The sequence below is a fragment of the Paeniglutamicibacter sulfureus genome, from assembly GCF_039535115.1.
GTDB lineage: Bacteria > Actinomycetota > Actinomycetes > Actinomycetales > Micrococcaceae > Paeniglutamicibacter > Paeniglutamicibacter sulfureus.
The window spans coordinates 1,599,046-1,619,261 of the sequence record NZ_BAAAWO010000001.1; the positions used below are offsets into that span (position 1 = coordinate 1,599,046).

The window sequence follows — 20,216 nt, forward strand, 5'->3', positions numbered from 1 at the left end:
GACGCAATGCCGCGCGCCCTTCCGGCCTTGCCGCGGGCGCACGGCATCTCCACCCTCATCCACGCTAGGGGCAACAGCCATGGATCCGTACCCAGTCACCTCCGCATTGGGCATCACCGATGTCCCGGCGGCCCGGGCCACCCAGGACCGGATCGAGCTGCCCGACTTCGAGCCCTCCCCGATCCCCGAGGGCGACTTCGCCCACGACAGGTTCCTTGACCGCGAGCTGAGCTGGCTGCACTTCAACGCCCGCGTGCTGGAGTTGGCCGAGGATCCCGAAATGCAGCTGCTGGAACGGGTCAACTTCCTCTCGATCTTCTCCTCGAACCTCGACGAGTTCTTCATGGTGCGCGTCGCCGGCCTCAAGCGCCGCATCGCCACCGGCCTTGCCGTGCCCTCCGCCACGGGAACCAGCCCCATCGACCAGTTGGAGATGCTGCTGTCCGACGCGCACGCCCTGCAGCTGCGCCACGCCCAGGTCTTCGCCGAGCAGGTCCGCCCCGCCCTGGAAAAGGAGCAGATCCTGCTGGTGGGCTGGAAGGACCTTGACGAACGCGCCCGCGAGGAGCTGCGCCGCTGGTTCATCGACCAGGTCTTCCCGATCCTCACCCCGCTGGCCGTCGACCCGGCGCACCCCTTCCCCTACATTTCCGGGCTCTCGCTGAACCTGGCAGTGGTGGTCCGCAACCCGGTGTCCGGCAAGGAGCTCTTTGCCAGGCTGAAGGTGCCCGACGTGATGCCGCGGCTGATTTCGGTGGATGGCCCGCGCGCCGGCAACTCCGCGGGCAGGGTCGCGCGCTTCATCTCGCTCGAGAACGTGATCGCGGTGCACCTGGACTACCTGTTCCCGGGCATGGACATCGTTGAGCACCATTTCTTCCGCGTCACCCGCAACGAGGACCTCGAGGTCGAGGAGGACGACGCGGAGAACCTGCTCCAGGCCCTGGAGAAGGAGCTGCTGCGCCGCCGCTTCGGTCCCCCGGTGCGCCTGGAGGTCGTGGAGGACATTTCCCCGAACATCCGCGCCCTGCTGGTGCGCGAGCTGGGCATCGAGGAGGACGAGGTCTTCGCGCTGCCCGCCCCGCTGGATTTGCGCGGGCTGGGCGTGATCGCGAACATCGACCGCTCCGACCTGCACTACCCCAAGCAGTTGGCCCACACCTCGCGCTTCCTCAACGAGTCCGAGACCTCCAAGGCAGCCAACGTGTTTGCCGCGATGCGCCGCCGCGACATCCTGCTGCACCACCCCTACGACTCCTTCTCCACCTCGGTGCAGGCCTTCCTGGAGCAGGCCGCCGCCGACCCCAAGGTCATGGCGATCAAGCAGACGCTGTACCGCACCAGTGGCGATTCGCCGATCGTGGATGCGCTCATCGACGCAGCGGAGGCCGGCAAGCAGGTCCTGGCGCTGGTGGAGATCAAGGCCAGGTTCGACGAACAGGCCAACATCTCCTGGGCGCGGAAGCTCGAGCAGGCCGGCGTGCACGTGGTCTACGGGATCGTGGGCCTGAAGACCCACTCCAAGCTCTCCCTGGTGATCCGCCGCGAGGGCGACAAGCTGCGCCGCTACTGCCACATCGGCACCGGCAACTACCACCCGCGCACCGCCCGCTACTACGAGGACCTGGGCCTGCTCACCTCCGACGACGCTGTCGGCGAGGACCTCTCGCGCCTGTTCAACCAGCTCTCGGGCTACGCCCCGCGCTCGACGTTCCGGCGCTTGTTGGTGGCCCCGCGTTCGCTGCGCAGCGGGTTGATCGACAAGATCGAATCCGAGATCGCCAACCGCAAGGCCGGGCTGGCCGCGCGCGTGGTGATCAAGGTGAACTCGATGGTCGACGAGGCCATCATCGACGCGCTCTACCGCGCCTCCCAGGCCGGGGTGCAGGTGGACGTGATCGTCCGCGGGATCTGCGCACTGCGCCCGGGGGTTCCGGGGCTGAGCGAAAACATCCGCGTGCGCTCGATCCTGGGCCGGTTCCTGGAGCACAGCCGCGTGTTCATGTTCTCCAATGCCGGGGAACCGATCATCTACATCGGCTCCGCGGACATGATGCACCGCAACCTGGACCGCCGCGTCGAGGCGCTGGTTTCGCTGAGCAGCCGCGAGGACATCAGCGACCTGGTGCGGCTCCTTGACCGCTACATGGATCCACGCACCGCCAGCTGGCACCTGGACTCAGACGGCGAATGGACCAGGCACCACAAGGACGAGGACGGGGCCCCGCTGGCCGACATCCAGTCCTGGCTCATTGAATCGCGTGCCCGCCAGCGCACCGTGGTCAGGCGCTAAGGGCGTGCAATTCGTGCGTTCAAGCGATGCGGCCGAAATCCGCGAAGGTCAATTTGCGGTGCGTGCCGCCGGGGCCCTGGTCTGGCGCGTCGTTGCCGGCGAGCTCGAGGTCCTGATGATCCACCGCGACCGTTACGACGACTGGTCCTGGCCCAAGGGCAAGCTCGACGACGGGGAGACCATGCCCGAGTGCGCCACCCGGGAGGTCTTCGAGGAGGTCGGCCTGGAGGTCCAACTGGGCATTCCGCTGCCCGCCATGACCTACCCGGTCGGTGCCGGAAACAAGGTGGTCTACTACTGGGCGGCGAAGTCCCCGGGCACCCGGCCGATCCCGGACGGGAAGGAAACCGATGCGGTGCGCTGGGCCACGCCCAAGGTTGCGCGGCAGTGGATCACCAACCCCGGGGACCTGGGACCTCTCGAGGGCCTGGTCCAGGCCCACGACAACGGCACGCTGGAGACCCGCCCGTTCGTGGTGGTGCGGCATGCCAAGGCGAAGCCTCGCTCCAACTGGACCCGCGAGGAAGGCAAGCGCCCGCTGGCGGCCACCGGGCGGCGGCAGGCACTGGCCGTGGCCAGGCTGCTGGATTCCTGGCGTCCGGCCAAGGTGGCCTCGAGCCCCTGGACACGCTGCGTCCAGACGGTTGCCCCCTACCTGCAGCAGCACCGGTTCACCGTCAAGCTGCTGGCATCGGTCACCGAGCACGAGGCCACGCGTCGCCCGGCCAAGGCGCAGCGCACCGTGGCCAAGCTGCTGGACAAGCGCCGGTCCCAGGCACTGTGCACGCACCGCCCGGTGCTGCCGCTGGTGCTCACCGAATTGCGGGCCCGGATGGATGGGGCGCTGGCCGGATTCCTTCCCGCCCACGACCCGTACCTTCGTCCCGGCGCCGTCATCGTGGTCCACCAACCGGCTTCTGGCAAGGGGAAACTTGTCTCCGTGGAAGTTTACGACGCGTTTGACGACTAGAGCCCACCCCTTCACGGTAGTCTCATAACCAGGCGCCCGTTTGGCGCGGCGCCGGGACGGTTTTCGAGCTTTACTAAGGAGCGCATCATGGCCCAACAGGATCACGGCACCACCCAGGAAAAGATCGTGCACCAGGGGCTGCGATTGGACCACGATGCGGACCGCGGACGCTACGGGCTGTGGCACGGAGCCACCTTCGTGGGCTTCCTGGGGTACCGGCTGGAGGACGGCGTCGCGACGTTGCAGCACACCATCATCAACGAGGAATACGGCCGCCGCGGCTATGCCCGGGCCCTGGTCACGCTGGTGCTGGAGCAGATGCGCGAACGCGGGCTGAAGATCGTTCCCGAGTGCACCTATGTGCAGGACTACCTGCGGCGCTACCCGGAGTACAACGACCTGCTCGCCTGATCCCGAGGTGGCCACTCGGTAACGATTCGACCGGCATCGGGCCATTGTGGTGCCGGGGACGCGAACTTTGTCTCAATGACTTGATACATTGAGACAAAGTTTGATCCCCTCCAAGGAGACCTGGATGAGCGACGCGTTGACCTCCATCGGCTTCGGCCTGGCCGGATCGGCCGCACTGATCTACGTGCTGCTGCGCTTCTTTGTGGCGAGCCCAAACGCCAAAAACACCACCGATGCCATCTCGCGCCACGCTTTCTGGACGGCCCTGATCGCCTTCCTGGCTTCGGGGACATCCGGCCTGGCCAACCTCTGGGCAAACCCGTCCCCCGGCACGCCCACAGACCCCGCGGCTCCCACCATGCTCATGCACGCCGCCGCCCCCGGGCTATGGCTCGGGCTGGTGTACATCCTGGGGCAATTCACCTGGCCCAGGCACCTGCGCCCGGTGCGCTCGGCATCGCTGGAGGTGCGCCGCGTCAGGGACGTCTTCCCGCGCTTCCTGGCGGGATTCCTGTTATTGTGCACCATCATCAGCGCTGCGCTTCTCATCGCGGCCTGGAACGATCCCGGGGCCCCGAGCCGCACCGGCAGCGACACCGGCAGCGAGGAGATCCACCAGGGCCCTGTCTTCGACGGAGCGGAGGACAGATATGGAAACCCGGTGGACGAGTTCGGGCACGTTGTTGACCTGGACAATCTGGAGGACTATTCCACCGGGGACGAGGCGGAGCCCGCGCAACCCTATGTCTCGGGCGTTGCCGGGGTTCGGCCCGGTTCCGAGGTCGGACCCTACCTGCTCGGCGGGCTCGGACTGGTGCTCCTGGGTGTCTTTGGCGCCGCCGCCGTCGTGGTGCGTCGCCCGCCGATGGATTCCCTGGACGCGCATGACAATGCGGTCCTGCGCTCCATCTGGATCAACCGGTTGCTGCGGACCGCCATCCTCGTCGTCTCCGGATTCGGTGCGGCGGCCCTGAACTACCTGGCCGACGGAATCAGGGCACGCGGCGAGTTGGCCATGCCACTCGGGGATCCCGGCGCCGGATTCGACTCGACTGCCCAGGACCGGGCCAACGTCCTGTCCGGAGCCGGTTCCCTGTGCATGTTGCTGGTCGTCGTGGTGATTCTGGCCTGGGCTCCGCCGCGACTCGCCGAACCCTCCGCATCCGTCCGCGCGGTGGCCGGAACACCCTCGGGCACCTTCGCCAAGGCCCGTGACTTCCTGCTGTTAACCCAACTCTTTTCCCTTGTCCCGGTGTTGGCCATTGTGCTGTTCGCCGGATTGGGCGCCAGCCCCCTTGTCACCACGGCGGAAGACGGGATGCGGACCTATTCGTTCACGGCCCTCGCACCCACCAGACTGGAGGCGCTAGGTTCCCTGGCGCTGGCCTTGCTGGCGGCTTCCGCCATCCACCTCATCTTGAACCTCACAGCCTCGAGGATCATCATCTGCCGACTGGGGCAGGGTCCCGTCCACGCCGAACGACGACGACATCTGTTGCCGGTATGGTTCCTGGTGGTGGTTTCCATGTCGGTGACAGCGGCCATCGCAACCATCACGACCTTTGTTCTCGCCGCTCCGGCGGCAACACGGGTCGCCGCGTGGTGGATGGTCGGCATTCTGGCCGTGGTGGCCGCCCTGGCCTGGGCGCTTCACGGCACTGCAACCCGCCGCCGCCCGCTGCACGGGGCCAGCACCATCGAGGACACCAAGATCCGCATCATCCTGGCCCATCGCGGGATGCGGCTACTCGGAGGCGTGTCGCTGCTGGTTGCCTCCATCCTGGGCGACCCCACCTATTGGACCCCTAGCGGCACCGGTTATGGAGAGTCAATGTACGTGTCCCAAGAACCATCGGGCTTCCAACTTTCCACCTTGGTCTTGGGCCTTCTGCTATGCCTGTTGCCGGCCGCCACGGCCTACCCGGCGCGGCGGCACAGCCCACAAATCCCTAGCATGAGCAGCCATTGAGCACGCTGATCACCGTCGACCTTCGCGATGCCACTCCCCCTTTTGAACAGATCCGCGCCCAAATCGCCTCGCTGATTGCCGTTGGCCACCTGGCCGACGGGACACGGCTGCCGACGGTGCGCGCCCTGGCCGGCGACCTGGGCGTGGCCACCGGAACCGTGGCACGGGCCTACAAGGAGCTTGAGGCCCTCGGCCTTGTCGAGAGCCGGCGGCGGCTGGGGACCGTGGTGACCAGCCCCGCCGCGCGTCCGGCCACCGTGCCCGTGCTGCGTGTCCATTCCCTGATGGACGAGCTCATCGCCACGGCCCGGCAAAGCGGGATCGACGACGCCGCCCTGCTTTCCCTGTTCCAGGGCAAGCTGCGCTCCGGCGCATAGGACCGGCGCGACTGTTGGTTGTGCTGCCCAGTTGGGAAAAGCCGGTGCCAACCGGGCGTCAAGGGCGTTGCGAACTGCGACATCCACGTGCAATATCTGCGTGGGTTGCTCGCGTCGAGGGCGAACTACTAACCATTCTGCAAGGACTCGTTCCGACGCTGTCGATGGCAACGGCGAAGGCCGGCGCCGGCAACATCCGGATCCCTGCCTTGTGGCGTGTCGGAGCGAAAGCCGAATGCAACGTCCAAGGCGATGGGGTCGATTCAGGTGTCGGTCTTTTTTAGTTCCTCGGCAAGCATCACTAGGATTCCGCTGGGGCCACGGAGGTACGTGAGCTTGTACACGTCCTGATAGGTCGCCACTCCGCGTAGCGGATGGCACCCGTGCTTTGCTGCCACCTCGAGGGCCTTGTCAAGGTTGTCCACCGAGAAGGCCACGCGGTGCATGCCGATGTCGTTGGGACGTGTCGGGTTCGACTCGATCGCCTTGGGATGGATGTATTCGAAGAGTTCGAGGCGACCATGACCGTCCGGGGTCTGGAGCATCGCGATGTTGGCGTGGTTTCCGTCGAGGCCGACGGCGGTGTCGGTCCATTCGCCGCTGACCGTGTCGCGTCCAATGACCGTCAGGCCGAGATCGGTAAAAAAGGCGATTGCCTCTTCGAGGTCGCGAACGGCGATTCCGACGTTCTCAAGTTTGATGGCCATGCGTTGAAAGCTACCAAGGCGGCGCGAGTAACACCAGTGGCCAGGCTCCACCGGCTGTTCGTCGGCCGATCGCCTGCGGGGGCCGTGAAATGGTGGCCAGTCATCATAGGGGGTGTTCCATGTGAAGTGTGGATGGGCCGAGCCTGGATGGGACGGGACGCCCTCCCACGCCGACGCGCCCGCGAGCCGGGAATCACATCAAGGCTCCGGCCCGCGGGCCGACGCCGGTTCAAACCGGCCCCGACACGTGCCGAGCCCCAGTGGGCGCCTATCGGATACCGGCTTCCGCGGGAGTGGTCCCGTCACCGTCTAGACTGAACCAGTGAAGATTCAAACACCCTACGAAGATTTGCTCCGGGATGTCTTGGCCAACGGCACCGCCAAGGGCGACCGCACCGGCACGGGAACCTCCAGCGTCTTTGGCCGCCAGATGCGTTTTGACCTCGCCGAATCCTTTCCGTTGATCACCACCAAGCGCGTCCACTTCAAGTCCGTGGCAGTGGAGCTTTTGTGGTTCCTGCGCGGGGACTCCAACACCTCCTACCTGCGCGAGAACGGCGTGAAAATCTGGGACGAGTGGGCCGACGAAAATGGCGAGCTGGGCCCGGTCTACGGCGTCCAGTGGCGCTCCTGGCCCACCGCCGACGGCCGGCACATCGACCAGATCTCCCAGGTCATGGACTCGCTGCGCGAAAACCCGGATTCGCGCCGACACATCGTCTCGGCCTGGAACGTCGCCGAGATCGAGAACATGGCGCTGCCGCCCTGCCACGCGTTCTTCCAGTTCTACGTGGCCGACGGCAAGCTCTCCTGCCAGCTCTACCAGCGCAGCGCCGACATGTTCCTGGGCGTTCCCTTCAACATCGCCTCCTACGCGCTGCTGACCTGCATGATGGCCGACCAGCTTGGACTGGAACCCGGCGAGTTCGTCTGGACCGGCGGGGACACCCACATCTACGACAACCACGTCGAACAGGTCACCGAGCAGCTGACCCGCGAGCCCTACCCGTACCCGCACCTGCGCATCACGCGCACCCCGGATTCGATCTTCGACTACGGACTCAACGACTTCGTGATCGAGGACTACCAACACCACCCGACGATTAAGGCCCCCATCGCCGTATGAGCAACACGAACCAGAGCGCCGGACACCGCGCCGAAACCACCACAAGCGAGCGCATCGGCATGATCTGGGCCGAGGCCGCTGACGGCATCATCGGTGCCGGCGGCACCATGCCGTGGTCCCTGCCCGAGGACCTGGCGCACTTCAAGCGCACCACCATCGGCCACCCGGTGATCATGGGCCGCAAGACCTGGGAATCCTTCCCGGAGAAGTTCCGCCCGTTGCCCGGACGCACCAACATCGTAATCACCCGTGACGCATCCCTCCATGGCGCACTGCGCGCCGCCGGCGCGGTTCCCGTTGGATCCACCGACCAGGCCCTGAAGGCAGCGCGGGCTGCCGAAGGCGCGGAGGAAATCTGGGTCATCGGCGGCGGCGAGATCTACGCCGCGCTCGCCGATGGCGCCCACCTGGCCATCAAGACCGTGATCAATGCCAGCCCCAAGGGCGATACCAAGGCCCCGGCCCTGGACTCGGCATGGACGAAGTTGCTTTCGGATCCCGATTCCGGATGGCTGACGGCTGCCAACGGCACCGAGTACCGCGTCGAGGCGTGGGAGCGGAAGTCATGAAGGAAGCCCTCAAGGCACTGAAGACCAACCCCGAGGCGCTCTTTGTAATCGGGTACATGCTCTTCCCGCTCTTCGCCCTCATTTTTGCCGGGCTGGGCCTTTTCCTGGTCCTCACGGGATCCAAGATCATGGGCCTGATCCTGCTGCTGGTCTTCACCCAGGTCTTTGCCTTCGGCTCCCTCAAATTGGTGGGCATGCGCAAGGCCCTGCTGGCCGGCGGCAACAAATAGCGGCATCACGCGACCGGCCCGCCGGTTGATGCGCTGTGGGGGCACCCCTTCCCGGACTAGTTCCGGAAGGGGTGCCTCTTTTGCGTTCCCGGGCCTCGGCACGTCATCGAATCCCCATAGAGGCCCAGCACCCCTTAAGCTTGAACCATGACTTCATCCGTTGGCTTTGTCGGTTACCGCGGCATGGTTGGCTCCGTCCTGATGCAACGCATGCAGGACGAGGGCGACTTCGCGAATCTCGACCCCGTATTCTTTTCCACGTCCAACGCGGGCGGTGCAGCCCCGGCTTTTGCCGACGGCGCACCCGCGCTGCAGGATGCCTATGACATCGACACCCTGGCCAAGTTGCCAATCATCGTCACCGCCCAGGGCGGGGACTACACCCAGAAGGTCCACGCTTCGCTGCGCTCGCGCGGCTGGGACGGGCTGTGGATCGACGCCGCCTCCACGCTGCGCATGAACGACGATTCGGTGATCGTGCTTGATCCGATCAACCGCAACGTCATCGACGCGTCGCTGGCCGCCGGCACCAAGGACTTTGTGGGCGGCAACTGCACCGTCTCCTGCATGCTGATGGGTCTGGGCGGACTGTTCAAGAACGGTCTGGTCGAGTGGAGCACCTCGATGACCTACCAGGCTGCTTCCGGCGGCGGCGCCCGCCACATGCGCGAACTGCTGACCCAGTTTGGCGACATCAACAGCCACGTCGCCTCCGAACTCGACGACCCGGCCTCCGCAATCCTGGAGATCGACAGGAAGGTCCTCGCAGCCCAGCGCGGCGGCCTGGACGCCACCCAGTTCGGTGTCCCGCTGGCAGGCTCGCTGATCCCGTGGATCGACGCGGACCTGGGCAATGGCCAGTCCAAGGAAGAGTGGAAAGCCGGGGTCGAAACCAACAAGATCCTGGGCAACACCGAGGCCAACAAGGTCGTCGTGGACGGCTTGTGCGTCCGGATCGGCGCCATGCGCTCGCACTCACAGGCACTGACCCTCAAACTCACCGAGGATCTGTCGGTCGCCGAGATCGAGAAGCTGCTGTCCGAGGACAACGAGTGGGCCACGGTCGTGCCCAACACCAAGGAAGCCACCGTTGACGCGCTGACCCCCGTCGCCGCTTCCGGCACGCTGGACATCCCGGTGGGCCGCATCCGCAAGCTGGAAATGGGCCCGGAGTACATCTCGGCCTTCACCGTGGGCGACCAGTTGCTCTGGGGCGCCGCGGAACCACTGCGCCGCATGCTGGCCATTGCCCAGGGCCGACTCTAACCCTGCTCCAAGTCACTGCCAAACCGCAGCGACGAGAATTCAAGACGGCCGCTGGCCACCCCGCATTTTGGGAGTGGCCAGCAGCCGTCTTTTTTTTGCAGGGCCAATGTTCCGTAGCCCGACACGATCCACCGCAACGGACAGAACGTAATGGCAGCCTCAACAAGTCCTCCCAGGCCAAGCAGCAAAGAAATTGAGGGGCCTGCTAGGCGTTGCGGAACCTTAGGTATAAGTCCATCCGGGCGGCGACCGCCCTGGCGCGGGCAGGAGTCGGTTCCCCGGCGAAAGGCACGAACCTGGCATAACGTGCCTTCCCGGAATTCTCCACTTCCCAGGTGCCAATGGTTTCCCCGCCTGCTACCACGGTGCGCAGGAAGATCCCGTTCTTCCCCGGCGTCACCACCTGCGTGTGTTCCTCCGGCAGGGTCACCGAGCGGTCCCGGTAACCGAGCAGGAACTCGTCAAACCCGGGCAGCGCGAGAACGCTGCGTGCCCCCGGCGGATGCTCCCAGCGTTCCCGGTGCCGAGCGGCAAAATGGAAGGTGTCCCCGCCCAGCTCCGCACTGCCCAGCACCGGGTCCAGCGCCGCCACGGCGGCACGCACCGGGGTCAGGGGCAGGCCGAGCCACCACGCGCAGTCGGCAACGGTCGCGGGGCCGTGGGAATCGAAGTAGCCGCGCACCAGCATCGCCAGTGCCGCACCGGCGTCGGGATGTGGCTCTGTCTCCGGAAGCCAGGACCCGGCGGCCATGAACAACTGCCGGGTCTCGCTTCCGGGTTCCATGGGGCCCTGGACGATGACCCCGCGCAGGCTCACGGCCACGATCAGGTGGTAGCCGCGCTGCCCCTCGATGCTCGACCCGGCATCCTCGAAGGCACGGAGCAATTCGGCACGCGTGGCGCCGGTCCCTGCGCAGCGCTCACGGGCCACATCGGCCAGCCTGCCGAGCTCGGCCTCGGTGATGTCTTCCTGCGCCCGGGTGCCGGCCATCTTGGCGTTCATCCGCTGCGCGGTCACGGCCAGCAGCGAACCGTGCAGCCGCGGATCGATGAGCATCAGCGTACCGCGGGCGCCCCAGCAGCGGATGACCGACCCGTCGGCCAGGGCCGCGTGGATCCGGCTCAGCCCGGCGCCGGGCAGGCGGACCCCCACGGCCCAGCAGGCCTGGGGCAGGTCTTGGGCCTGCATCATGCCCAGCGCGGCGACCACGTCCGCGGGCGTGGTTGCCGGGACCGGCAGGGTCGCGGCCGGGATTCCGGGCAGCAGCCCCTGGGCGGCCAGGCGCAGGCGCGCCACGGCGTTGCGTTGCACAGGGGTGGGGTGGTGCGGTGGGGCTGCCATGGTGAACCCAACGATTCCCTACAGGGCGCAGCCGATCAAGAGCGGCTCGTTGTGCAGCTCGATGCTGAAGCGTTCCTTCACGCCGGCGCGCACGGCGCGGGCGATGGCCAGGATGTCGGCGCTGGATGCGTCCCCGCGGTTGGTGATGGCCAGGGTGTGCTTGGTGGACAGGGCCGCCCGGCCGCCGGCCAGCTGCTCCCCGGCGGTGCCCTCCAGGCCGAAGCCCTTGGAGAATCCGGCCTTGTCGATGAGCCACGCAGCCGAGAGCTTGACCATGCCGGGAGTGTCCACCGGGAAGTTCGGGGCTCCTTCGGGCAGCGAGTCGAGCACCGCGGCCGGCACGATCGGGTTGGTGAAGAAGGAGCCGGTGGAGAAGGTGTCGCGATCCGCGGCGTCCAGCACCATGCCCTTGGAGGCACGCAGTTCCAGGACCGTGGCGCGCACCGCGGCGGCATCGGCGCGTTCGCCCACCGCGACGCCCAGGGTGCGGGCCAGCTCCTTGTAGCGGATCGGCGCGGAGTCGCTCCGGCGTTCCAGCGCGAAGGTCACCGCGAGCACCACGAATGCGGGCGAGCCGTTGAAGGTGGTGCGCTTAAGCAGCGAGTCGCGGTAGCCGAACCCCAACCCGGCATTCCCGAAGTGGCTGGTGGTGCCGGTGGCGCGCTCGAAGACCTTGGCCTCGAGCAGCGTGTGGGCCACCTCGGATCCGTAGGCGCCGACGTTCTGCACCGGGGTGGCCCCGGCCGATCCGGGGATCCCGGACAGGGCCTCGAGCCCCGAGAGCCCGGCGGCCAGGGTCTGGGCGACCGCGTCATCCCACGGGTGCCCGGCGGCGATGTCCACGCGGATGCGCCCGTCGGAGAGCTCCTTGCCGATCGAGACCCCCTGGTTGGCGATCTGCAGCACCGTGCCCCGATACCCGGCGTCGTCGATGAGCAGGTTTGAGCCGCCGGCAATGATCAGCACCTCTTCCCCTGCCGCGTCAGCGGCGGAAAGCGCGGCGGTGATCCGCGACTCGGTGTCCGCACGGACGAAGGTGCCGGCGGGACCGCCGACGCCGGTGGTGGTCAGGGGTGCGAGCAGCTGGGTGTTCACGGTGGTTTGCGCCTTAGTGTTCGGTGTTGGTGGTTGCGGGTGCCGCCACGGCGGCGGCCTTGCGGGGACCGGCGGCCGGGGCCAGGAAAAAGGAGATGACCACGAGGATGCCCACGTAGCCCAGGGCGTGCAGCAGCCCGACGCGGTCCGCCAGCAGGCCCAGCAGCGGCGGGCCGCCCAGAAAGGCGCCGTAGCCGATGGTGGAGACCACCGAGACCCGGGCCGCGGCGCGCATCGGGTCATCCGATGCCGCGGTCATGGCCACCGGGAAGCTCAGCGCCACCCCCAGGCCCCAGAAGACCAGGGCCGCGAAGGCCGTGTGCAGGGAAGGGCCGAAGACGAAGAGCAGCAGGCCGACCAGGGTGGAAGCAGCGGAGATCCGGATGACCACCACGCGTCCCAGCCGGGCCAGGACGAACCCGCCGCCGAGGCGGGCCAGGGTCATCGCGGTGACGAAGACCCCGTAGCCGATGGCGCCCACGGAGTTGATGGCCCCATAGCCGTCGGACAGGGCCAGGGCTACCCAGTCCCCCGCGGCGCCCTCGGCCAGCGCCATGCCGAGGACCAGTACGCCGAGCACCAGCGTGCGCGGTTCGCGCCAGGCATCGGCCAGCAGCGACCTGTTGGAGTGCCCGCTGCCGGCGTTGGTGGCGTCGGGCCTAAAAGTCCTGGTGCCGGTGAAGATGATGGCCAACACGGCCGCGGACATGGCCGCGAAGTGCCAGGAAATGGACAGCTGCAGCGCCGCTCCCAGGGCCCCGGCCGCGGCGCCCAGCACGGTGCCCACGGAGAAGAAGCCGTGCAGCACCGGCATGATCGGCACCCCCAGGGCCCGTTCCATGGCCGCGCCCTGGACGTTGGAGGACACGTTCCACGCGGCGTTGCCGGCACCCAGGAGGCCCAGTGCCGTCCCGGTGAGCACCAGCGAGTGCAGCCCCGCCGCCGCGACGCCCACCATGGCAAGTGCCACGGCGGTCAGCGAGGCGGCGAGCACCAGGGTTCGCTTGGACCCCAGGCGCATGACCACGAACCCGGAAACCGAGACCGAGGCGAAGGAGCCGGCGGTCATGCACAGCAGCAGCAGGCCGACCTCGCCGTGGCTCAGCCCCAGCGCGTCGCGCACCGAGGGCAGCCGGGAGACCAGCGTGGCGAGCATCAGCCCGGAGGCCAGGTACAGCGCCAGCACGCCGTTGCGCCAGGGCCGGACCTCGGGGTTGCCCCGACGCCCGGCGGGGGCGGGCGATGCGGGTTGGGGTGCTGGTTTCAGAGTTGCACCACGGCCTGGGCCTTGACCAGCACCTTGGTGCCATCGACGCTGACGGTCAGGTCCACGCGCGCGGTGCGGGCCTCGGCGTCAAGAGCGCCGATGGTGCCGGCGATCTCGATGGCGGTGCCTTCGAAGTCCGACGGGTTGGACCCTGCAGGGTCTGCCACCGGGACGGGCTTGGTGAAGCGGGTCTGGTAGTCGATGACGGCCCCGGGGTTCCCCGCCCAGTCGGAAACCAGCTGGACTGCGGAGCCCATGGTGAACATGCCGTGGGCGATGACCCCCGGCAGCCCGACCTCGGTGGCGAAGCGCTCGTTCCAGTGGATGGGGTTGAAGTCCCCCGAGGCCCCGGCATAGCGCACCAGGTCGGCGCGGTTCACGAAGATGGTGGTGGTGCCGATGGGCTGGCCCTTTTCAAGGGTGTCAAAGTCTGGCATTACTGGTCCTCTCCGCGTACCAGGAGCGAGGAAACGGTGGTGGCGACCTTGTCGCCGGCCGCCGTGGTGATTTCGGAGCGGGTGGTGATCATGGCCCCGCCACCCATGGCGCGCACGGTGTCCACGTGCAGTTCGGCCAGCAGCTCGTCGCCGGCGACGATCGGGCGGTGGTGGGTGAAGCGCTGGTCGGCGTGGACCACGCGGGAGAAGTCGATGCCGCTGGCGGGATCGGCGATGAGCTGGGCATCGGCCTGCTGCGCCACGATGATGGCGAAGGTCGGCGGGGCCAAAAGGTCCTTGTGGCCGAGTTTCGCCGCGGCGTCCAGGTCGTAGTGCGCCCGGTGGGTGGCCTTGACCGCTGCCGCGAATTCGCGGATCTTTTCGCGGCCCACCACGTAGGGGTCCTGGGCCGGGTAGATCCGGCCCGCCAGTTCGGGATTGATGCTCATCTGTTGTGCCGCTCCTGTGTGGGACGAATTGGGGCTTTGGTGTCTGGGGGGGGACGCTAGGGGGTGTCCCGGGGTGCTTGCTTGTCGCGCTTGGGTCGCTTGGCCGGGACCAGCCCCTGCGACACGCGCCAGGCGCGGGCGTCGCGGGCCCGCACCACCAGCCCGATGACGTGGGTCACCAGTCCGATGCCGATGATGCCCAGTGCCGTGTACATCAGCGGGCGGTTGTGGGTGTTGGCCCCGATGACGGCCAGGATGATGCCCGTGCCGGAAACCGCCATCGATCCGAAGGTCAGCTTCTTGTAGAGTCCGGACGATGCTTCCCAGGGGGTATTGGTCATGAGTCAATCCTAATTCAGCACCGCAAATCGATTCAGAACAGGGCCCCTTGGACCGGCGGCGAATCGGTCACATAAACGCCCGGCACGAGCTTGCGCCCCTTGAGCAGTGCTGCATTGGCGACGAAGATCTCCGGTTGCCCGCCCAGCCTCACGCCCAGGGCCTGGCCGCAAACCGCCGCGACCTCGAAGCCGTGGGCGGCTTCGCCCAGGAAACCGGGATAGGGCTGAAGGTCCTGGGCGTCGAAGCCGGCAAGCAGGACCCGTCCCTGTTCCGGGGCGTTCCAGGTTTCCTCCACGACGCGGGAGCCGGCCAGAATGCCCGGTGGGAGTCCGGCCACCAGCGCGCGAACCGTGGTGGCTGCATCGTCGTTGAGCTCATCGAGGCGCCCGGTGGTGTCATGGTTTTCCAGCAGGCCGCGCACCTTGGAATTGGCCCGCACCTGCTGGGTGAACCCGAGCTCTGTGCTCACCAGGTCCTCGAGGTGCCGCACGCTGGCCCCGTCGGGGCTCCAGGCAACGTAGCGGGCGGTGATCGCGCCCTGTTCGGCCAGGCGCCGCCATTTGCTGGGATCGGCCGCCGTGCCGACCTTCGTGGTCCCCGTGGCGAAGGTCGCCACATAGAGCCAGTGCGGCTGGTCCAGGTAGTCGCGCAGGCCTGCGCCGGCGCGGCCGCTGCGGTGGAAGTCGTGCATGGCTCGGGATTGGTCGGCGGCCTCGCAGGCTGCGCACTGGGTGCCGTTGGCGATCAGGGCATCCTGCGGGCAGGGCACCAGCGTGCGGTGGTGCCGGTCCCGGATCAGCTGGTGGCCCAGGCACCAACGCCCGGGCAAGACTGTGAAGCCCAGCCGCGTGCCCGGTTCCAGGGCGACATCGTGGCCGTGGTGCTCCGCGTCATCGAGCACCAGGCGCGGGTTGCCCGGGGTGGAGGGCCACCGGATGCCGCGGCAGAGCAAGGCAGCGCTCTCCACCTCAGTCGTGCAGTGCCCCGGCCACCGCGGCGGTGGCGTGCAGCCAGGCGCGGCGCGTTGCCGGACGCAGTCCCTCGAAGCGGATCTGTCCCTTGACCAGTGCCGCGTCGTAGGGAACCGTCACCACGGAGCGGGCCAGGCGGCGGAATCCGTGGGCAATGCGGTCAAGCTGTTCGCGGTTGCCGTGCGGCTGGTGCTGGGACACGATCACGACGGCGTTTTGGGCCAGGTCGGCGTAGTGCCCGCCGCGCTTGGCCAGTGCCTCGAGCAGCAGGGCCCCGGCCTCGGCGTGTTCCTCCACCGTGGTGCTGGCGATGACCAGTTGGTCGGTGTGGTCGATCATGCGCATCCAGCGTTCGGCCGATTCGTCGTTCCCCGAGTCCACGATGGTCAGGGCGAAGAAGCGCGAGACGACTTCGTGCAGGTGGTCGAAGTCGGCGGCGTTGACGAATTGCTCGCTTGCCAGCAGCGTGGGGTCGGTGCGCAGCACGCTGTAGCAGTCTTCGGGCTGGTAGTGCGTGTAGTCGTGGATGATGGGGTCACCGACCTTGATGTCCTTCAGCCGCGGGGCGGCCGACAGCAGGTCCATGGAGTGGGACGCGTGGGGCCCCTGGACGGTGCGCCAGCCCAGGGTGCCGCGGGTTCCGTTGTTGTCCCAGACCAGGACCGGGTCCCCGGTGTTGCGCCCAAAGACCGCCGAAAGCAGGACCGCCGTCGGGGTCTTGTTGGCCCCGCCCTTGCCATTGACCACCGAGATGGTCTTGGGCTCGGTCAGGCGGGTGCCCACCGTGCGGCGCCAGTTGCGCTCTTCGACTTCCTCGGCGGAGGGTTCCATGTTGAAGCCCAGGCGGGAGAGGAAGCCGCGGAAGCCGCGCTCGGCACGGAACGTCGTTTCGTCCTCCGGGCGCAGGAACGTATCACGCGTTCCTGCCGCGGGGTTCATTTCGCGGAAGGCCTGGCGGCGGCCTTCAGGTGTCGACAGGTCTTCGGCAGCGGAATCGGCCGGTGTTGCATCCGGTGCCGGTGCGGTTGCAGCCGTGGTGGCAGCGGGCTGGGGATGTGCAGGCTTCGTGGTCTCCACCGCCACGGCGGGCTTTGCCGGAGCCGCTGCGGCTGGCTTCGCGGCCGGAGCGGCTGCAGGTTTCGAGGCTTCCGGCTTGGCTGCGGGTGTGGGCTTCGCGCCAGCGGCAGCGGCCGGCTTGGCGGCCGGAGCGGCTACAGGTTTCGAGGCTTCCGGCTTGGCTGCCGGTGTGGGCTTGGCGCCAGCGGCAGCGGCGGGCTTGGCCGGAGCCGCTGCGGCGGGCTTCGCGGCCGGAGCGGCCATAGGCTTCACGGTGTCCGGCTTCGCAGCGGGTGCCGGCTTGGCCGTCGCGGCGGCGGGCGTCGCAGCGGGTGCCGGCTTGGCAGCCGACGTGGGCGTCCCGGTTTTGGCCGGTGCCGGGGTCGGAGCAGGCTTCGTTGCCGGTGCTGCCGCAACGGGCTTGGCAGGAGCCGTCGCAGCAGGCTTGGGGGCCGGAGTCGGAGTCACGGTTTTGGCTGCGGGGCTCGGAGCAGGCTTCGCCGCCGGTGTAGCCGCAGCAGGCTTCGCAGCAGGTGCCGCGGGCTTGACGGCTGGAGTCGAAGTGGCGGCAGGCTTTGCGGCCGGCGTGGTCGCAGGCTTGGAGGCGTTGCCTGGCACCGGGGTGGCGGTGGGCTTGGCCGACTGCTGCGGAGCGGGTTTTGCCGGTGCGGGAGCCGGCTTTGCGTGGCCCGGCACCGTTGGCGCCGGCTTGGCCGCTGCCTTGTTGGAGCCGTCTGCGACCGATGCGGCCGTGGGAGCGGTTTTCGCATTTGTTGCGGCCGTTGGCTTCACCGGGGTGGCCGAAGTCGCCGGGGCTTGTTTGCCCGGAGCCGCAGGGGTGCCGTCGGCTATGGTTTCGGGAACTTCATCGAATTCATCGACTGGTCCAGGCTTCGTGACAGCCTTCTTCGCTTCATCCTTGGTCGTTTGCTGCGCGTCCAGCTCGGCCTGGCGCGCGCGCCGCAATGAAGCACGGGTCGGGAACTCTTGGTTGAAGTCCGCTTTCGGCATGTGCTTCGTCCTCTCCTGAAGGTTCGTGGTCTTCGTGAGCGAATGACCTCAACGAGTCCCGCCCAGGAGGTCGGGCACACAGGATTGCGGCTTCGCACTTTATCCATCCTATCGGGCACCCCATGTGAACCGCCGGATTTGAGCCGGATTGATCACAACCGGCCCCGAAGTAGGAAATGCCCGATGTCGTCGTTAGCCTTGAACGAGGGCTCTTGGTTTCTCCCATCGGGGCCGAACATTGAACGAACAGGAACGCTCTTGGACTTTATTTCCACCGCTTTGGATGCGCTGAGCAACTTCATCCTGTCCGCTGCCGGAAACCCGCTTTCCTATTTGATGATTTTCCTCTTCTGCGCAATCGACGGTTTCTTTCCGCCGGTCCCCAGCGAATCGCTGGTCGTGGCGTTGGCCTCCTTGGTTCCCACCCAGGGAAATCCGAATCCCTGGATCCTGGGTGCGGTGGCCGGGATGGGCGCCTTCGTCGGTGACAACGTGGCATACCTGATCGGGCGGGCCATCGGCACAGACAGGTTTGCCTGGATGCGCCGAAAACGGCTCCAACATGCCTTTGCCTGGGCAGGCTATGAATTGCGGCTCCGCCCGGTGTCGCTGATCCTGGTTGCACGATTCGTTCCCATTGGCCGCGTTGCGGTGAACCTGGTGGCCGGGGCAACCGGATTCCCCCACCGGACCTTCGTCATCCTGACCTGTTTTTCGAGCGTGGGATGGGCAACCTATTCGGTCCTGATCGGGGTTCTGGCCGGACGCTGGTTCGAGGAAAATCATCTGCTGGGAATCGTGGTGGCAGTGGCAGTGGCCATCGGCCTGGGAATCCTCATCGACCGGATCGTTTCACGCGCCAGTGGAAACACTTCGCTGCGGAAGTAGTTGCCTGCACGGCAAATAAAAACCGCGGTTGCACCCATTTCCTGGGGGCAACCGCGGTTTTTTCTCCGAGCCCCCCACCGGAATCGATCCGGTGACCTCGTTCTTACCAAGAACGCGCTCTACCACTGAGCTAGGGGGGCAACGAGAAAATACTCTACCCAATAACCGCCATGAAATGCACATCGAACACCGCCGACATGACCAACGCCACACCCGCCCGCGTGCGCGAATCACCCGGTGCCCTTCGGCATCCGGCCCGGTGTTCAGCCCGTGGGCCGCGGATTCAAGGCCGAACAACGATCCCGCAGCCCGCGCTAGTCGGCGGCCCTCCGTCGCCGTCCGCCCAGGAGGAGTTCAAGGCCGATGGGAATCACCGATAGAAGCACGATGACCAGGAAGATCAGGTCGATGTTTTCACCCACCCATTCATACTGCCCGAGCCAGAAGCCCAGCAGGGTGACACCGACGCCCCATAACAGGGCTCCGAGCAGGTTGTAGAGGACGAAGGTCCTGTAGGTCATGTGGGCGACCCCTGCGGTGACGGGCACGAACGTCCGCACAATGGGGATGAAACGGGCCAGCACCACCGCCCTGCCGCCAAAGCGTTCAAAAAACGCATGCGCCTTTTCGACGTACTCCTGCCGGAAGAAGCGTGAGTCGGGCCTCTTGAAGATCGCGGGGCCGGCCTTGCGCCCAATCAGGTAGCCCGTCTGGTCCCCGACAAACGCTGATACAAATATCAGGGCAGCGAAGAGCGGCAGGTTGACATCCAGCGCCCCGGTGGCGATCAGCAGCCCGGCGGTGAAAAGCATGGAATCGCCCGGCAGGAAGAATCCGACGAGCAGGCCGGTTTCCGCAAAGACGATGCCGCAAATCAGCAGGATGATCCACGGACCGAGTGCCGGATCGCGCAGGAAGACATCGGGATTCAGCCAGTCAGGCAGAAAGCTGGCGGTGGGTAGCCGCACCAGTGCCGCGGCGAGCGTTGTCGGCAGGTTTGCAAATGGACTCACCGCACAACCCTATGGCATCGTGTTTCAAACACGACCGGGTCGGGCCCGGATCCACGTCCCGCCGGGAACAAAAAATCCCCGTCCTCACAAGGAAGACGGGGATCAATCTGTAGCGGCTCCGGGACTCGATCCCGGGACCTCACGATTATGAGTCGTGCGCTCTAACCAGCTGAGCTAAGCCGCCACGAATGGTAAAACCCGCGTCCGCGTCCGATTCTCTTTCGAGCCGACTAAGACGCGGGCCATTCCATTCAGAGCCCCCCACCGGAATCGATCCGGTGACCTCGTTCTTACCAAGAACGCGCTCTACCACTGAGCTAGGGGGGCAACGAGTAAGAACTCTACCAGCAAATTTCTGCGCTGTGAAATCGGGATGGCACTTTGTGACCGAGCACACAAAAGCGGCCGGAAGGGACAGGTCAGGCAT

The 20,216-nt window shown here is 66.9% G+C and carries 19 protein-coding genes, 3 tRNA genes and 1 pseudogene; 10 read left to right on the top strand and 13 right to left on the bottom strand.

Going from position 1 to position 20,216, the window contains the following annotated elements; all coding sequences use genetic code 11:
* The first annotated feature begins 79 nt into the window (after window positions 1–79).
* The 5 genes from ABD687_RS07265 (at window position 80) to ABD687_RS07285 (ending at window position 6,020) form a co-directional block, all read left to right on the top strand.
* Window positions 80–2,293 (top strand): RNA degradosome polyphosphate kinase, encoded by a 2,214-nt coding sequence (locus ABD687_RS07265; protein WP_310292396.1) that lies wholly within the window; start codon window positions 80–82, stop codon window positions 2,291–2,293.
* Window positions 2,294–2,306: 13 nt separating this feature from the next.
* The gene (locus ABD687_RS07270; protein WP_310292394.1) at window positions 2,307–3,263 is read left to right on the top strand and encodes an NUDIX hydrolase; all 957 of its coding nucleotides are present in this window, start codon (window positions 2,307–2,309) and stop codon (window positions 3,261–3,263) included.
* Between the two features lie 87 nt (window positions 3,264–3,350).
* Window positions 3,351–3,674 (top strand): GNAT family N-acetyltransferase, encoded by a 324-nt coding sequence (locus ABD687_RS07275; RefSeq protein WP_264270803.1) that lies wholly within the window; start codon window positions 3,351–3,353, stop codon window positions 3,672–3,674.
* Window positions 3,675–3,798: 124 nt separating this feature from the next.
* Window positions 3,799–5,643: a hypothetical protein gene (locus ABD687_RS07280; protein WP_310292392.1), complete on the top strand. Its 1,845-nt coding sequence runs from the start codon at window positions 3,799–3,801 to the stop codon at window positions 5,641–5,643.
* A complete protein-coding gene (locus ABD687_RS07285; protein ID WP_310292390.1) occupies window positions 5,640–6,020 on the top strand; it encodes a GntR family transcriptional regulator in 381 nt (126 codons plus the stop codon). The genes ABD687_RS07280 and ABD687_RS07285 overlap by 4 nt, the downstream gene beginning before the upstream one ends.
* 263 nt (window positions 6,021–6,283) lie before the next feature.
* Here the strand turns inward: ABD687_RS07285 and ABD687_RS07290 are convergent, their stop codons facing one another.
* Entirely contained in the window at window positions 6,284–6,727 is a 444-nt protein-coding gene (locus tag ABD687_RS07290; protein ID WP_302265133.1) for a VOC family protein, read from the bottom strand.
* 322 nt (window positions 6,728–7,049) lie between these two features.
* Between ABD687_RS07290 and ABD687_RS07295 the strand changes: the two genes are divergently transcribed.
* From ABD687_RS07295 to asd, 4 genes are all read left to right on the top strand, one after another.
* Window positions 7,050–7,853 (top strand): thymidylate synthase, encoded by an 804-nt coding sequence (locus tag ABD687_RS07295; protein WP_302265131.1) that lies wholly within the window; start codon window positions 7,050–7,052, stop codon window positions 7,851–7,853.
* Entirely contained in the window at window positions 7,850–8,422 is a 573-nt protein-coding gene (locus ABD687_RS07300) for a dihydrofolate reductase (RefSeq protein WP_302265130.1), read from the top strand. Before ABD687_RS07295 ends, ABD687_RS07300 begins: the two co-directional genes overlap by 4 nt.
* A complete protein-coding gene (locus tag ABD687_RS07305) occupies window positions 8,419–8,652 on the top strand; it encodes an NF038396 family protein (protein WP_264270797.1) in 234 nt (77 codons plus the stop codon). Before ABD687_RS07300 ends, ABD687_RS07305 begins: the two co-directional genes overlap by 4 nt.
* A gap of 147 nt (window positions 8,653–8,799) precedes the next feature.
* Window positions 8,800–9,918: an aspartate-semialdehyde dehydrogenase gene (gene asd, locus ABD687_RS07310; protein ID WP_302265128.1), complete on the top strand. Its 1,119-nt coding sequence runs from the start codon at window positions 8,800–8,802 to the stop codon at window positions 9,916–9,918.
* A gap of 205 nt (window positions 9,919–10,123) precedes the next feature.
* On the opposite strand, the gene ABD687_RS07315 is transcribed toward asd, so the two are convergent.
* The 8 genes and pseudogenes from ABD687_RS07315 to ABD687_RS07350 all read right to left on the bottom strand — a co-directional run bounded on the left by ABD687_RS07315 (window position 10,124) and on the right by ABD687_RS07350 (window position 17,888).
* Window positions 10,124–11,260 (bottom strand): winged helix DNA-binding domain-containing protein, encoded by a 1,137-nt coding sequence (locus ABD687_RS07315; protein ID WP_310292386.1) that lies wholly within the window; start codon window positions 11,258–11,260, stop codon window positions 10,124–10,126.
* 18 nt (window positions 11,261–11,278) lie between these two features.
* Window positions 11,279–12,427 (bottom strand): annotated as a pseudogene (locus ABD687_RS07320) (UDP-N-acetylmuramate dehydrogenase); the annotation flags it as partial.
* Window positions 12,369–13,541: an MFS transporter gene (locus ABD687_RS07325; RefSeq protein ID WP_377700261.1), complete on the bottom strand. Its 1,173-nt coding sequence runs from the start codon at window positions 13,539–13,541 to the stop codon at window positions 12,369–12,371. The gene ABD687_RS07325 and the pseudogene ABD687_RS07320, both read right to left, overlap by 59 nt.
* A gap of 77 nt (window positions 13,542–13,618) precedes the next feature.
* Window positions 13,619–14,059: a MaoC family dehydratase gene (locus ABD687_RS07330; RefSeq protein WP_310292382.1), complete on the bottom strand. Its 441-nt coding sequence runs from the start codon at window positions 14,057–14,059 to the stop codon at window positions 13,619–13,621.
* Window positions 14,059–14,508, bottom strand: coding sequence for an FAS1-like dehydratase domain-containing protein (locus ABD687_RS07335; protein WP_302265122.1), 450 nt, complete (start codon window positions 14,506–14,508; stop codon window positions 14,059–14,061). Before ABD687_RS07335 ends, ABD687_RS07330 begins: the two co-directional genes overlap by 1 nt.
* A 56-nt stretch (window positions 14,509–14,564) precedes the next feature.
* On the bottom strand, window positions 14,565–14,849 hold the full coding sequence (locus ABD687_RS07340) for a hypothetical protein (RefSeq protein WP_264271443.1): 285 nt from the start codon (window positions 14,847–14,849) through the stop codon (window positions 14,565–14,567).
* A gap of 32 nt (window positions 14,850–14,881) precedes the next feature.
* A complete protein-coding gene (locus ABD687_RS07345) occupies window positions 14,882–15,817 on the bottom strand; it encodes a DUF2797 domain-containing protein (protein WP_310292379.1) in 936 nt (311 codons plus the stop codon).
* Window position 15,818: 1 nt separating this feature from the next.
* Window positions 15,819–17,888 carry a hypothetical protein gene (locus ABD687_RS07350; RefSeq protein WP_310292377.1) on the bottom strand — a complete coding sequence of 690 codons (2,070 nt, stop codon included), beginning with the start codon at window positions 17,886–17,888 and terminating at the stop codon, window positions 15,819–15,821.
* 279 nt (window positions 17,889–18,167) lie between these two features.
* Here ABD687_RS07350 and ABD687_RS07355 point away from each other — a divergent pair, with 279 nt between their 5' ends.
* The gene (locus ABD687_RS07355) at window positions 18,168–18,776 is read left to right on the top strand and encodes a DedA family protein (protein WP_264271449.1); all 609 of its coding nucleotides are present in this window, start codon (window positions 18,168–18,170) and stop codon (window positions 18,774–18,776) included.
* 68 nt (window positions 18,777–18,844) lie between these two features.
* Here the strand turns inward: ABD687_RS07355 and ABD687_RS07360 are convergent.
* The 4 genes from ABD687_RS07360 to ABD687_RS07375 all read right to left on the bottom strand — a co-directional run bounded on the left by ABD687_RS07360 (window position 18,845) and on the right by ABD687_RS07375 (window position 20,116).
* Window positions 18,845–18,916 (bottom strand) — tRNA-Thr (locus ABD687_RS07360).
* A gap of 174 nt (window positions 18,917–19,090) precedes the next feature.
* On the bottom strand, window positions 19,091–19,789 hold the full coding sequence (locus tag ABD687_RS07365) for a VTT domain-containing protein (protein ID WP_310292375.1): 699 nt from the start codon (window positions 19,787–19,789) through the stop codon (window positions 19,091–19,093).
* Between the two features lie 110 nt (window positions 19,790–19,899).
* A tRNA-Met gene (locus ABD687_RS07370) sits at window positions 19,900–19,973 on the bottom strand.
* Between the two features lie 71 nt (window positions 19,974–20,044).
* Window positions 20,045–20,116 (bottom strand) — tRNA-Thr (locus tag ABD687_RS07375).
* Window positions 20,117–20,216: the final 100 nt, after the last annotated feature.

Coding starts and splice junctions, on each gene's coding strand:
- ABD687_RS07265 (WP_310292396.1), top strand. CDS start 80: ATGGATCCGTACCCAGTCACCTCCGCATTGGGCATCACCGATGTCCCG.
- ABD687_RS07275 (WP_264270803.1), top strand. CDS start 3,351: ATGGCCCAACAGGATCACGGCACCACCCAGGAAAAGATCGTGCACCAG.
- ABD687_RS07280 (WP_310292392.1), top strand. CDS start 3,799: ATGAGCGACGCGTTGACCTCCATCGGCTTCGGCCTGGCCGGATCGGCC.
- ABD687_RS07290 (WP_302265133.1), bottom strand. CDS start 6,727: ATGGCCATCAAACTTGAGAACGTCGGAATCGCCGTTCGCGACCTCGAA.
- ABD687_RS07300 (WP_302265130.1), top strand. CDS start 7,850: ATGAGCAACACGAACCAGAGCGCCGGACACCGCGCCGAAACCACCACA.
- ABD687_RS07305 (WP_264270797.1), top strand. CDS start 8,419: ATGAAGGAAGCCCTCAAGGCACTGAAGACCAACCCCGAGGCGCTCTTT.
- asd (WP_302265128.1), top strand. CDS start 8,800: ATGACTTCATCCGTTGGCTTTGTCGGTTACCGCGGCATGGTTGGCTCC.
- ABD687_RS07315 (WP_310292386.1), bottom strand. CDS start 11,260: ATGGCAGCCCCACCGCACCACCCCACCCCTGTGCAACGCAACGCCGTG.
- ABD687_RS07330 (WP_310292382.1), bottom strand. CDS start 14,059: ATGCCAGACTTTGACACCCTTGAAAAGGGCCAGCCCATCGGCACCACC.
- ABD687_RS07335 (WP_302265122.1), bottom strand. CDS start 14,508: ATGAGCATCAATCCCGAACTGGCGGGCCGGATCTACCCGGCCCAGGAC.
- ABD687_RS07340 (WP_264271443.1), bottom strand. CDS start 14,849: ATGACCAATACCCCCTGGGAAGCATCGTCCGGACTCTACAAGAAGCTG.
- ABD687_RS07350 (WP_310292377.1), bottom strand. CDS start 17,888: ATGCCGAAAGCGGACTTCAACCAAGAGTTCCCGACCCGTGCTTCATTG.